This window comes from Campylobacter sp. RM9331, assembly GCF_020137685.1.
Taxonomy (GTDB): domain Bacteria; phylum Campylobacterota; class Campylobacteria; order Campylobacterales; family Campylobacteraceae; genus Campylobacter_E.
The window spans coordinates 19144-32268 of record NZ_JACGBA010000007.1 but is presented as its reverse complement, the minus strand read 5'-3'; the positions used below and the strand labels follow the sequence as shown (position 1 = coordinate 32268).

General features: G+C 27.2%; 14 protein-coding genes. 13 read left to right on the top strand and 1 reads right to left on the bottom strand.

The genetic code is table 11. The annotated features are described in order from the left end of the window. Positions 1 to 20: 20 nt before the first annotated feature. Genes abc-f through AVBRAN9331_RS04355 form a run of 5 tightly spaced genes read left to right on the top strand, consistent with a single transcriptional unit; the run spans position 21 to position 4763 of the window. A complete protein-coding gene (gene abc-f / locus AVBRAN9331_RS04375) occupies positions 21 to 1958 on the top strand; it encodes a ribosomal protection-like ABC-F family protein (protein WP_336607986.1) in 1938 nt (645 codons plus the stop codon). Continuing rightward, positions 1945 to 3132 carry a M48 family metallopeptidase gene (locus AVBRAN9331_RS04370; protein ID WP_336612472.1) on the top strand — a complete coding sequence of 396 codons (1188 nt, stop codon included), beginning with the start codon at positions 1945 to 1947 and terminating at the stop codon, positions 3130 to 3132. The genes abc-f and AVBRAN9331_RS04370 overlap by 14 nt, the downstream gene beginning before the upstream one ends. Further along, positions 3116 to 3919 carry a HemK/PrmC family methyltransferase gene (locus AVBRAN9331_RS04365; RefSeq protein ID WP_336612471.1) on the top strand — a complete coding sequence of 268 codons (804 nt, stop codon included), beginning with the start codon at positions 3116 to 3118 and terminating at the stop codon, positions 3917 to 3919. Before AVBRAN9331_RS04370 ends, AVBRAN9331_RS04365 begins: the two co-directional genes overlap by 17 nt. Further along, positions 3906 to 4343: a DUF4149 domain-containing protein gene (locus AVBRAN9331_RS04360; RefSeq protein ID WP_336612470.1), complete on the top strand. Its 438-nt coding sequence runs from the start codon at positions 3906 to 3908 to the stop codon at positions 4341 to 4343. Before AVBRAN9331_RS04365 ends, AVBRAN9331_RS04360 begins: the two co-directional genes overlap by 14 nt. A 33-nt stretch (positions 4344 to 4376) precedes the next feature. Next, a complete protein-coding gene (locus AVBRAN9331_RS04355; RefSeq protein ID WP_336612469.1) occupies positions 4377 to 4763 on the top strand; it encodes a hypothetical protein in 387 nt (128 codons plus the stop codon). Between the two features lie 19 nt (positions 4764 to 4782). Here the strand turns inward: AVBRAN9331_RS04355 and AVBRAN9331_RS04350 are convergent, their stop codons facing one another. Beyond that, the gene (locus AVBRAN9331_RS04350) at positions 4783 to 5184 is read right to left on the bottom strand and encodes a hypothetical protein (protein ID WP_336612468.1); all 402 of its coding nucleotides are present in this window, start codon (positions 5182 to 5184) and stop codon (positions 4783 to 4785) included. 56 nt (positions 5185 to 5240) lie between these two features. Between AVBRAN9331_RS04350 and mobB the strand changes: the two genes are divergently transcribed. The 8 genes from mobB to AVBRAN9331_RS04310 all read left to right on the top strand — a co-directional run bounded on the left by mobB (position 5241) and on the right by AVBRAN9331_RS04310 (position 12868). Then, entirely contained in the window at positions 5241 to 5711 is a 471-nt protein-coding gene (gene mobB, locus AVBRAN9331_RS04345) for a molybdopterin-guanine dinucleotide biosynthesis protein B (protein WP_336612467.1), read from the top strand. Further along, positions 5711 to 6574, top strand: a complete 864-nt coding sequence (locus tag AVBRAN9331_RS04340) for a class 1 fructose-bisphosphatase (RefSeq protein WP_214117535.1) — start codon at positions 5711 to 5713, stop codon at positions 6572 to 6574. Before mobB ends, AVBRAN9331_RS04340 begins: the two co-directional genes overlap by 1 nt. Beyond that, the gene (locus AVBRAN9331_RS04335; RefSeq protein ID WP_214117534.1) at positions 6561 to 6746 is read left to right on the top strand and encodes a hypothetical protein; all 186 of its coding nucleotides are present in this window, start codon (positions 6561 to 6563) and stop codon (positions 6744 to 6746) included. Before AVBRAN9331_RS04340 ends, AVBRAN9331_RS04335 begins: the two co-directional genes overlap by 14 nt. Positions 6747 to 6754: 8 nt before the next feature. Next, positions 6755 to 8626 carry a methionine--tRNA ligase gene (gene metG / locus AVBRAN9331_RS04330; RefSeq protein WP_336612466.1) on the top strand — a complete coding sequence of 624 codons (1872 nt, stop codon included), beginning with the start codon at positions 6755 to 6757 and terminating at the stop codon, positions 8624 to 8626. A gap of 3 nt (positions 8627 to 8629) precedes the next feature. Beyond that, positions 8630 to 9469, top strand: a complete 840-nt coding sequence (locus AVBRAN9331_RS04325; RefSeq protein WP_336608539.1) for a hypothetical protein — start codon at positions 8630 to 8632, stop codon at positions 9467 to 9469. Further along, positions 9466 to 10866, top strand: a complete 1401-nt coding sequence (locus AVBRAN9331_RS04320) for a UDP-N-acetylmuramoyl-tripeptide--D-alanyl-D-alanine ligase (RefSeq protein WP_336612465.1) — start codon at positions 9466 to 9468, stop codon at positions 10864 to 10866. Before AVBRAN9331_RS04325 ends, AVBRAN9331_RS04320 begins: the two co-directional genes overlap by 4 nt. Before the next feature lie 108 nt (positions 10867 to 10974). Beyond that, positions 10975 to 12402 carry a catalase gene (locus AVBRAN9331_RS04315; RefSeq protein WP_336612464.1) on the top strand — a complete coding sequence of 476 codons (1428 nt, stop codon included), beginning with the start codon at positions 10975 to 10977 and terminating at the stop codon, positions 12400 to 12402. A 1-nt stretch (position 12403) separates the two neighbouring features. Beyond that, entirely contained in the window at positions 12404 to 12868 is a 465-nt protein-coding gene (locus tag AVBRAN9331_RS04310; protein WP_214117529.1) for an ankyrin repeat domain-containing protein, read from the top strand. Positions 12869 to 13125 lie beyond the last annotated feature (257 nt).

The window sequence follows — 13125 nt, the reverse complement described above, 5'->3', positions numbered from 1 at the left end:
AAACTTAAGGATTATTTAAATTGATTTTAATAGATTGTATTGATATTGATAAAGCTTACGGCGAAAAAGTTATTTTAAAAAATGTAAATTTTAGTATAAACGATGGCGAAAAAATCGCAATAATAGGTAAAAACGGGCAGGGCAAGTCTACATTTTTAAAAATAATTACTAAAGAAATAGAACCTGATAATGGTAGGGTTTTGATTAATTCAAGTATAAATTTTTCTATGCTTTCTCAAAGCATTAATATAGATTATAATCTTAGTGTAGATGAATATATTAAATTAGAATTAGGCGATATTTTTAATGCTTTAAGCGAATATAATGAGATTAATTCTAAACTATCAACTAATCCAAATGATAAAGAATTATTACAAAAACAACAAATTTTATTTGATTTAATAGAGAGCAAGGACGCTTGGAGTATTGATAGCAAAATAAATAGAGCTTTAAAAGAATTTGAATTAAGTAGTTTTATAAATAGAAATCTAGCAAGTCTTAGTGGTGGAGAATTAAGAAGATTAAGCCTTGCTTGTATGCTGCTTAAATCTCCTGATGTTTTGATTTTAGATGAGCCTACGAACCACTTAGATGTAACTATGTGTAAATACCTTGAAGATATGTTAAAAGCTAGTAAAAAATGTGTTATTTTTATAAGTCACGATAGATATTTTATAGACAACATTGCAAGTAAATGCGTAGAAATAGAAGATGCAAAATTAAGAGAATTTGAAGGTGGGTATTCAAATTATTTACAAGCTAAGGCAAGATTACTAGAGAGCCTTAATAAAAGCTATGAAACCTTAGTAAAACAATTAAAAAGCGAAGAAGAATGGTTGCGTCGTGGGGTAAAAGCAAGGCTTAAGCGAAACGAAGGCAGAAAAGAGCGTATTTTTAAAATGCGTGAAGAGGCTAAAAAAAATCCTAGTATTTTGAATAGACTAAGAGTTGAGCTTGCCCGTGCAAGTGATATAAAATCAAATCCACTAATAGCAAATAAGAAAAAAATGCTTTTTGAATTACACGATATTAGCCTAACGCTAGGCGAAAAATTATTATTTAAGCCATTTAACGCAAGGATTTTACAAGGTGAAAAAATAGCAATTGTAGGCAAAAACGGCTGTGGAAAATCTAGCTTTTTACAAATTTTACTTGAAAAACTTCGCCCTAGCAGTGGTTTTATTAAAAAAGGTGAGATAAATATAGGATATTTTGACCAGAAAAAAAGTGATTTAAAAGATGATGAAACTTTGATTGAGTATTTTTGTCCAAATGGCGGTGATACTATCAATGTAAAAGGCTCTAATATGCATGTATATGGATATTTAAAGCATTTTTTATTTCCTAAAGAACAACTTACTTATAAAATCGGCTCACTTAGTGGTGGCGAAAAAAGTAGGGTGGCTTTAGCAAAACTTTTTACAAAAGATTATGAGGTATTAATTTTAGATGAGCCTACTAATGATTTAGATATTGCTACGATTAATATTTTAGAGCAGTATTTAATGGATTTTAAAGGTGCTTTGATATTTGTAAGTCATGATAGATATTTTACGGATAGACTTGCTACTAAGCTTTTTGCCTTTTCAAATCAATCAATTGAAATTGAAACTATGAAATTTAGTGAGCTTTTAGAATTAAACGATGAATTAAGCGAGTTAAATAGCGAAATAGAAAATGATAAAGAAAAACCAGTAAAAGTTGAGCGTAAAAAAAGCGTAAAATTAAGCTATAAACAAAATAAAATCCTAGAAGAACACCCAGTTAAGATTGAAGAGACTGAAAAAGAAATTAGATTATTAAATGAATATTTAAGCGACCCTGCAAAATATGAAAAATATGGGATATTGGCTCTTAATGAAAGACTTGAGAATTTAAATCAGGAATTAGAGCTTTTAGAAAATGAGTATTACGAAGTTTTAGAACTTACAGAAAGGTTAGAAAATGTTGATAATTAGCATAATTAGTGTAATTTTTGTGATTGAAACAATACTTAAATTACTTGAAATAAATCATATTAAAACAAAAACAAATAAAGGCTTTTTAAGTGATGATCAATTTATAGAATTTAAAAATATAGCCATAGTTGAGCATAAATTTTCAATACTAAATAATTTTTTAGCACTTATTTTAAATTGCGTATTCATATTGGTGTTATTTAATGTATTAAAGGTTCATTTTGAGTCTAATTCACTGCTTGATAATACTATTTTAGTTTTATTGTATTTTATTATAAATTCTTGCATTCTAACTTGCTTAGATTATTATAAAACTATGGTTGTTGATACCAAGCACGGCTTTAATAAAAAAACTCCTAAAATGTATTTTAAAGACCTTTTAAAATCATTAATCTTATTAGTAATTATAGGTGGAGCTTTAGTTTATATTTTGCTTTTTGCTATTGCTAAATTAGGCGAGTTTTGGTGGATAGGTGGCTTTGTTATTTTATTTATTTTTAGTCTTTTAGCTATGGTTATTTATCCTAATTTTATAGTTCCATTGTTTAATAAATTAAGCCCTGTAGAAGGTGAATTAAGAGATGATATTGCAAAATTATTAGATGAATGTGGCTTTAAAAGTAATGGGGTATTTAGTATGGACGCTAGTAAAAATGATACCAGACTTAATGCTTATTTTGCGGGTATGTTTGGAGCAAAAAAAGTAGTTCTTTATGATACTTTAATCAATGCTATGAGTAAAGATGAATTACTTGCCGTATTAGCTCACGAATTAGGGCATTTTAAACATAAAGATATTTTAAAAATGCTTTTTATAAGTGGTTTAAATCTATTAATTACCTTTGCGTTTTTTGGATATTTTTCAAGTTTTTTTGAAAATCAATTTAATTTAGAAGGCTTTGTATCTAGTCCGTTGTTTGCTTTTATTATGGTAGGCTCGGCAATTTCGTTTATTTTAAGTCCTATTTTAAATTCTATTTCAAGAAAAAATGAATTTAGTGCAGATAAACACGGAGCAATAAAAACTAGCAAAAACGATATGATAAGTGCTTTAAAGGTATTAGCTATTCACAATAAAGCCTTGCTAGATCATAACGCTATTTATGAAATGGTTTATAAAACTCATCCGAGTTTAAGTAGAAGAATAAGTGCATTAAATGATAGCCACATTTAACGAATTAAAAGCCCTAAGCAATGAAGTAATTGCAAGACAGATTATAATGGAGTATTTTTCATATTCAATGCTTGAGTATTCAGTCGCAAGGGCAAATGTGATAAATCCAAGCGATAAAATTAAACTTTTAAGTATTGCAAACGAATACAAAAACGGCACTCCATTGCAATATATATTCTCAAAAACTTATATAAAAGATTTAGAATTTAAATGTGCTAAAGGAGTGTTAATTCCTAGAAATGATACTGAAATATTAATAGATTTAGCAATAAATCTAATAAATCAAAATAACATAAAGAATATTTTTGAAATAGGTTTTGGAAGTGGGATTATTAGTATATTTTTAAAATTATTTACAAAAGCAAATATAAAAGCTTGTGATATAAACAAATTAGCCTTAAAACTAGCCAATGAAAATGCTAAATTGCATAATGTAAATTGTGATTTTTTTATTAGCGATTTTATGAAAGTTAATTTTAAAGACTATGAACTAATTATCTCAAATCCTCCATATATTAGCACCGAATATAATTTAGATAAATCAGTATTAAAAGAGCCTAAAACAGCGCTTTTTGGTGGTAAAAAAGGATATGAGATATTATTTAAAATAATTGATAAATGTTATTTAGAAAATGTGAGATTTTTAATGTGCGAATTTGGATATGATCAAAAAGAAATCTTAAATAATTATCTAAAAGAAAAGAATTTTAAGGCTAGTTTTTATAAAGATTTAAATGGTTTTGACAGAGTTTTTATAGCAGAAAGGTTAGATTATGAAAAAAATTAATGATTTTTTATTAGCTGGAATAATTTTTGTAGAATTATTCATAGGAATTGTTGTTGCTCCTATTATTTTTTATCCTAGTGCAATTATTGGAGATGGGATTTTAAGCCACTTTCAAAGCGGACTTTTGATGACACAAGTGTTTGTAAAATTTAATTATTTGTTACTTTTCGTAAGTTTATTAAATATTATTTATGAAAGTATTTCAAATAAATTATTTAGTTTAAAGCCAATTTTAAGCCTAATAATTTTGATTTTAGCCTTAGTGTTTGTATTTTATTATACAGCTAATGTGCTTGATATGCAGGCTTTAGGCGTTACTGATAGTAAAGATTTTAATGATAATCATAAGCAAAGTGAAATGATTTTTAAAGTTATGGTTATTTTACAATTAATATTATTTTTTACTAAGAAAAAAGAAAAATAGGCTATAATCGGCAAAATTTAAAAGGAGTTTAGTATGCAAATTAACAATAACATACAAAGCAATGTCTTAATGGCTCAAAATAAACCTACTCAAAAACTTGAAGATACTTCGGTAGAACAATTAAATGAGAAAAAAGTAAGTGAAGAAAAATTAAGCGAGAAAAAATATCAAGAAATCAGCACTCAACAAGATGAAATGATTTCAAAAATTCAAAATAATAATACAAATAAAGTTGATTTGAAAAATGATTTAGAAAAAATAGAAAATAGTTTAAAAACAGCAAATAACAATAACGATAGATTTAAAAATGAAGATTTTTCTAAATTAAACGCTAATTTTTTAAAGCAAAATGAAGAAAGTTTTAAAAACGCTCAGCAAGTTAATTTTAACCAAACTCAAATAGCGTCATTATTAGCGTAATTTTAAGGGTTTTTAGCCCTTAAAATTGATATTCAAGAGATTTTGAAATTCTTTGTATTTTAACGCTTCTTGTTTCTTCATTATTTAAAGTAATTTCCATATCAATATTTGTCTTTTTACTAGCAGTATTTATTATTTTGTAAAAATATAAAAAATCATTTTTATAAGGCAAATTAAATTCATTTTTTGGCAGTTTTAAAAATTGAACCAAATACCCTTCAATTATTATATGTTCAATTTCATTTTTACTAGCAATCACAAAATAATCGTTATTATCCTTAACTCCTAAATAACTAATAATGCAATCATTTACATAATAAGACCTTAGCATTATTTCTTCTTTTGAATTATAAAATTCATCATTTTGCTTAACACAAGCTGTAAAACATATCAAAATTACTAAAAATAAAGCTTTTTTCATTACTTCTCTTTCGTTTAATTTATAAATTTATAATTTTTAATAAAAAAGGTTAATCAATGAAAAAAGCATTCGCATTTACTGGCCCATCAAATTCGGGCAAAACTACACTAATTTGTAAAATTTCAGAGCATTTACAAAAGCTTGGCTTAAAGGTAGCAATAATTAAGCACGACCCAAAAGATAAAGCAGTATTTGATACGAATGGTAAAGATAGTTTTAAATTCTATCAAACGGGTGCTGAAGTTGCAGTTTTAAGCCCTGTAAAAACCACTATTTTTTATCACGAAAGCTTAGAAATAGAGCAAATAATAAAGCAATTTAGCGCTGATATTGTTTTAGTTGAAGGACTTAAAAGTTTGCCTTTACCAAGATTATGTGTGTTTTGCAAAGAAGTTGATGAGAGTTATTTAGAATATTCTTTAGCATTAGCTAGTTATTCTAATAAAAATTATGGTTTAAAGCAATTTAATTTAGATGATATTGCTAGTATTAGTGAATTTGTTTTGAATAATGCTAAGGAGATTTAATGCAAGAAATAATAGAAGCTATAAAACAAAGCGTTTTAAAGATTAAGCAAAGCTTTGATAACCCTGAATATGGCTATACAGAATTAAGCAATGCTAGCGGGGATTTACAATTAAAACAAGATGTATTAAGCGATATGATAATTACAAACGAGCTTAGTAAAATTGGCTCAATTAAAGCAATTATCAGTGAAGAAAAAGAAAATCCACAATTTTTATACGATGATGCAAAATATATAGTTGCATATGACCCACTTGATGGCTCTTCTTTATTTGATGTTAATTTTGCAGTAGGAAGTATTTTTGCTATCTATGAAAATACTGCAGAGCCTAATAGTTTAAAAGCAGCTATTTATTCAATTTATGGTCCTAGAACCCAATTAGTAGTTTGTATAAATGAGCCAAAATTATATGAATATGATGGAAAAGAATTTAAATTCTTAAAAGATTTAAAACTAAATGAAAAAGGTAAATTAAACGCAACAGGCGGCACTCAAAAAGATTGGAGTAAAGCTCATAAAGCAATGATTGATAAAATATTTAGTGATGGATACCGCTTAAGATATAGTGGTGCTATGGTTAGTGATTTACATCAGATTTTAATAAAAGGTGGGGGATTGTTTTCATATCCAAACACAAGTGAAGCTACATTAAATGATGGTAAATTAGGAAAACTTAGGGCTTTATTTGAAGTATTTCCTTTCGCTTATATTTACGAAAAAGCTGGTGGATTTTCAAGTGATGGGATAAAAGGCTCTAAAGGATATGAAAGTTTGCTTAATTTAAAATTTAGCACAATTCACGCAAGCACACCTTGTTATCTTGGTTCAATCAGTGAAAAGGCATATTTAGATGAATATTTATGAGAGTAATTTGCAAATTGCTAAAAAGAATTTGCAAGATTGCCAACAAAAAACGCAAAATAAATTATCTTGTATAGATTGTGAAAAGCTCTGTGAGTGCGATATAAGAAATGCTTTTGTAAAGGCTACTTATGAAAATATGTCGCAAGGTGCTTCACAAGATTTTAATTTTTAAGGATTTAGATGAAAACATATATTACAACTCCAATTTATTATGTAAATGACAAAGCTCATATAGGTCACGCATATACTACTATAATTGCTGATACGCTTGCTAGATTTGCTAGACTTAAAGGAGATGAGACTTTCTTTTTAACAGGCACTGATGAGCATGGTCAAAAAATAGAAGAAAGCGCTATCAAAAACAACGAAAGTCCAAAAGCTTATGCTGATAAAGTTAGCAAAAGTTTTAAAGATTTGTGGGCTGAACTTGAAATTAGTAATGATTATTTTATTAGAACAACTGATGAAAATCATAAAAATTGCGTTCGTAAGATTTTTTTAAAAATGTATGAAAAAGGCGATATTTATAAAGATGAATACGAAGGTCATTATTGTGTATCTTGCGAGACTTTTCATACAAAAACTCAATTACTTGATAATGATAAATGTCCTGATTGCAAAAAGCCTACTAGAATTTTAAAAGAAGAAAGCTATTTTTTTAGATTAAGCAAATACCAAGATAGATTATTAAAATGGTATGAAGATAATCCTACTTGCATTATGCCAGCTAGCAAAAAAAACGAAGTAATAGCATTCGTAAAACAAGGCTTAAGGGATTTATCGGTAACTAGAACTAGCTTTTCTTGGGGTATAAAAATACCTGATGAATTAAATGATAGTAAGCATATAGTTTATGTATGGCTTGATGCCTTGAGTAATTATTTGAGTGCTTTAGGGTATTTAGATAATGATGAAAAAATGTCTTTTTGGCCTGCAAATATTCAATTAGTTGGTAAAGATATTTTAAAATTCCACGCAATTTATTGGCCTTGTTTTTTAATGAGCCTTGATTTAGAGTTGCCTAAAATGATAGGAGCGCACGGCTGGTGGACGGTTGAAGGCGAAAAAATGAGTAAAAGTGTAGGAAATGTAATAAATCCTATTGATGTTAAAAATGAATTTGGCAATGAGCCTTTAAGATATTTTTTATTATCTCAAATGCCTTTTGGAAATGATGGAGATTTTAGCAAACTTGCAATGGTTAATAAAATAAATGCTGAATTAGTAAATGAATTAGGTAATTTATTAAGCAGAAGCATATCAATGGCTAAAAAATATTTTGATTTAAAAGTGGAATTTGAATCAGGATTTAGCGAAGAATTAAATAAAGCAAATGAATATTTTAAAGCAAGTATAAATGCTATAAATGAGCTTAGAATGAATGAATATATAAGCGAAATTATGAAAGCTTTAAGTATAGCAAATGCGATGGTTTCAAAATATGAGCCTTGGACTATGATGAAAAACAACGAAAGCAAACAAACTCAAAGCTTATTAGCAGTAATTTTTAACATTTTAAAAAATGCTAGTATTTTATTAAGTCCTGTTATGCCAAAAGCTAGTGCAAAAATAGCTAATGCTTTAGGAGTAAATATTGATACTAAAACATATAACGATATGTTTAATTTACAAAAAGAATTTAATTTAAACGAATGCGAACATTTATTCTCAAGAGTTGAGCTTAAAGTTGAAAGCAAAGAAGAAGTAAAACAAGAATTAAAAGAGCCAAAAATCAAAATTGATGATTTTGCAAAAATCAAAATGCAAGTAGCAACCGTCTTAGAATGTGAAAATGTAGAAGGTAGTGAAAAATTATTAAAATTCCAACTTGATTTAGGAACTGAAAAAAGACAAGTTTTAAGCGGAATTGCGAAATATTATAATGCTAAAGATTTAGTTGGCAAACAAATTATTTTACTTGCTAATTTAGAGAGTAGAAAAGTATTTAAGCATTTAAGTGAAGGTATGATTTTAAGTGCTAAAAATTCAGATGAAAGCTTAGTTTTATTAACACCGCTTACTAAATGTGAAAATGGTGCTGTGATTGGATAAAAATTGGAAATAACTAATTTTTCAGAATTAATTAATGCAAAAATTATTAATAAGCCTAGTGTTTCTAGGCTTAAAGATTTTTGCCTTAATTTAAATAGCGTTACTAATGCTAGTGCGTTTTTTACTGATGAACAAGCATTGGCAAATGAAGCTATTAAAAAAGGTGCTTATGCAATAATTAGCACTAAGGATTTATCAATTAGTGATAAAGAAGTAGCATTTTTAAAAATAAATGATTTTGAATTTGCTTTAACAAGATTGCTTGCGTTTTATTCAATTGATAAAAGGGTGGTTTTATTAGATGAATTAAGCATAGAATGTTTAAATAGGCTAAATATTACTACTTTAAAAAATGACTTATTTTATGATTTTGAAAATATTTTAAAAAATAACTTAATCTTTTGCTCAAGCAAGGAATATTTAGATAAATTAAGCTTAAGCTATGAAAATGTAAAGTATTCTTATGAAATTATTAAACGCTCTAGTTTTTTTTATCAAGATTTAATATTAAATGATGAGTATTATTACAATGTTTTTATACCTATAATATTTACAGAACAATTTGCAAAAATCAATGTATTTAAAGAACTAAATATCAATTATTCAAATCTTAAATTATTAGATTTTATATTTTTAAACGACAATAATGAAATAGTCAAAATGAGTGAAGGCTCTAAAGTTGTGTTTTTTGAAAATAACGAATTAATCATTAGCGAAATCAAAAAACATTTAAATTTATTTGAAATCACCGAAATAAAAAACCATACTTATATGTTATATAAAGGCGATAAAAATAAATTTATTAATGAATTAAATGTATTTAACGAAGGGTTATTTTTATGATTTATATAGTTTCTTTTGCGTTTTCTTTTTTGATGCTTTATTATTTAGCTTTAGTATTGCAGTTAAATAATTATAAATTTAAAAGAGTTTTATTTAATTTTTCTAAAAAGCGTTGGCATTTTTATTATCTAATAGCACCTTTTTTACTCTATGTAATTACTTGTGATATTAATCATTTTTTAGCCTTAGGAGTAGCTATAATTTACCTTTTAGCTTTAATTTTTTTAGCAAAAAATATTGATAAACCCTTAGTATTTACAGCTAGAATTAAGAGATTATTTTTATTTAATTTATTAGGTGCTTTTGTATTTACCCCAATTCATTTTTATTACAAACTTGACCCACATACCTTAGATATTATAATTTTTGCATTTTTACTTTCGTATATTTGTGAGTATTTTGTAAATAAGAGTTTTTATGATAAAGCTTACAATAAAATAAGCAATTTAAAAGATTGTAAAGTAGTATTAATCACTGCAAGTTATGGCAAAACAAGTATCAAACATTACCTAGCTAGTATTACTCAAAACTATTTTAAAATTCATTATGCTAAAGGTAGTATCAACACTCTTTTAGGGCTTATTAAAGATATTAATGAAAACCTAGACCTAAATACAAATTTATTAATAATAGAAGCAGGTGCTAGAAAAAAGGGTGATATAGAAGAAATCACAAAATTAGTTCGCCCACATTATGTAATAATAGGACAAATTGGCACAGCTCATTTAGAATATTTTAAAAATATAGAAAATACTAAAGAAGTTAAAAAAGAAGCCCTAAAAAGCACTAGATTAGAATTAGCAATCACTCATAGTAGTGTAGGTGAGAGCTTTAGCTATGATAGTGCTTTAAGTGAGATAAAAGCTAGTTTAGATGGGCTTAGTTTTAAATGCAATGATGAAAAGTATTTTGCTAATTTATTAGGTAGTTTTAATGCTAGTAATTTATGTGCTTGTATTTACCTAGCTAAGGCTTTAGGTTTAAATTACGAGCAAATTAGCAAAGAAATAGCTAATTTAAAAGCTACAGAACATAGATTACAAATCATCTCTCGTGAGCCAAAATTTATAATTGATGATGGGTTTAATGGTAATTATGATGGTATGAGTGATAGTTATAGAATAATTAAAGATTATAACTTAGGTAAAAAAGTCTTAGTTAGTCCAGGCATAATTGAAGCAAGTGAAGAGTTGAACAAAAAACTATGTGAAGTAATTAATGAATGTTTTGATTTAGCAATTATTACAAGTGAGACTAATGCTAGAATATATGATGAGAATTTAAAAATTAAAAAAATCATTCTAAAAGATAAAGCAAAATTAATTGAAACTTTAGCTAATGAAACTAAAGAAAAGGATTTAATAATATTCTCAAATGACGCTCCTAATTTCATATGAAAAAATAAAATTATTAGCTAAAAAATTTTTTAGATAATAATTTTTATTATTTACCAATTATTATCCTATCTTATTTATTATTACTTCACATTTTTAAAAGGAGATATAATGAAACAATTAACAACGGATTTTGGTAACCCAATAGGTTCAAATCAAAACTCACTTAGTGCAGGTGCAATGGGACCGCTTTTAATGCAAGATTACCAATTGATTGAAAAACTTGCTCATCAAAATAGAGAAAGAATTCCAGAGCGTGCAGTTCATGCAAAAGGAAGTGGAGCTTATGGAGAATTAAGAATAACACAAGATATTAGCAAATATACAAAAGCAAAAGTTTTTGCTAAGGGTGAAGTTACTCCACTTTTCTTACGCTTTTCAACAGTTGCAGGTGAAGCAGGTGCAGCTGATGCTGAAAGAGATGTTCGTGGCTTTGCGATTAAGTTTTACACAAAAGAAGGTATTTGGGATTTAGTAGGTAATAATACTCCTACATTTTTCTTAAGAGATGCTTACAAATTCCCTGATTTTATTCATACTCAAAAAAGAGACCCAAGAACTCATTTAAGAAGCAATAATGCTGCGTGGGATTTTTGGACTTTAACTCCTGAAGCACTACATCAAGTAACAATTCTTATGAGTGATAGAGGAATTCCTGCATCATATCGCCATATGAATGGATATGGTTCTCATACTTATTCATTTATTAATGATAAAAATGAAAGATTTTGGGTTAAATTTCACTTTAAAACCAAACAAGGAATTAAGTGCTTAACAAATGAAGAAGCAGAAAAAATCATAGCAAAAGATAGAGAATCTCATCAAAGAGATTTATATGAAAATATTGAAAAAGGAAATTTCCCTATTTGGAGCGTAAAAGTTCAAATCCTTGCGGAAAACGAAGTTGAAAAACTTGGATTTAATCCATTTGATTTAACAAAAGTATGGCCTCATAGCATTGTTCCATTAATTGAAGTTGGAGAAATGATATTAAATCGCAATCCACAAAATTATTTTAATGAAGTAGAGCAAGCTGCATTTAGCCCAAGTAATATTGTTCCAGGTATAAGCTTTAGCCCTGATAAAATGCTTCAAGCTAGAATTTTTAGTTATCCTGACGCACAAAGATACAGAATTGGTGCAAACTATCATCAATTACCTGTAAATAGAGCTAGAAATGAAGTTAGCACATATAATGTTGCAGGTGCTATGAATTTTGGTATAGGTGATAATTTAGCTAATGGTGCTTATTATGAGCCAAATACTTTAGGTGGTGCAAGTGAAAATGCTAAATATCTTGAGCCTGATTTGGCAATAGGTAATAGTGCAGCTAGATATGCTCCGCTTGATAATGATTTTTATACACAACCAAGAAATCTATTTAATATCTTACCTGCTGATGAAAAAGAAAGACTATATAAAAATCTAGCAGCAAGTTTTGATGGTGTAAAAGATGAAATCATTGCAAAAGCTCTAGCACATTTTGAAAAAATTAGCCCTGAATATGCAAATGGCGTAAAAAAAGCTTTAGGAAAATAAAATGCAATTAAGTAGTGCCGAATTAGCAAGATACGATGAATTATGTAAAATGGCGTTGGATTTTGCAAGAAATAATGATTACAACACTCTCCTTAACATGATAAAGGCAGGATTTAATGTTGATTTTAAAGACCATCGTGGAAACACACTTTTAATGTTGGCTTGTTATAACGGCTCTTACGAATGCGCTCAAATGCTTATTAGCAATGGTGCAAATGTTGATATGAAAAATGATAAAGGTCAAACTCCACTAGCTGGAGTTTGCTTTAAAGGTTATTTAAATATCGTAAAACTGCTAGTAGAAAACGGAGCGAATATTGATGAAAACAATGGTTTAGGAATGACTCCTTATACATTTGCCTTAATGTTTGGAAGAACTGAAATTGCTGAATATTTAGCTTCGCAAAAATCTAGTATATTAAAAAAATTAACGTTAAAACTCTTAAAACTCTTCAAAAAAGTATAAAATTTAAAAGCAAATAATATTTTTTATAAATAATTAATATTATTTGCTATTTTATGATATATTTTTGCGAAAAATTTTAAAGGAGATAAAATGTTAAATTGTAACAATCTAAATTCTTTTGTATTATTAACTAAAGCCCATTGACCCTTACTCTTATTTTTTAATTTCCCAATTTTTATTATTGTTTATTTTTTAGTTTTTTATTTTTAGCATTTTAAGCTTTATAGCTTTATTTTATTTGCTTGAAAATAAATTTG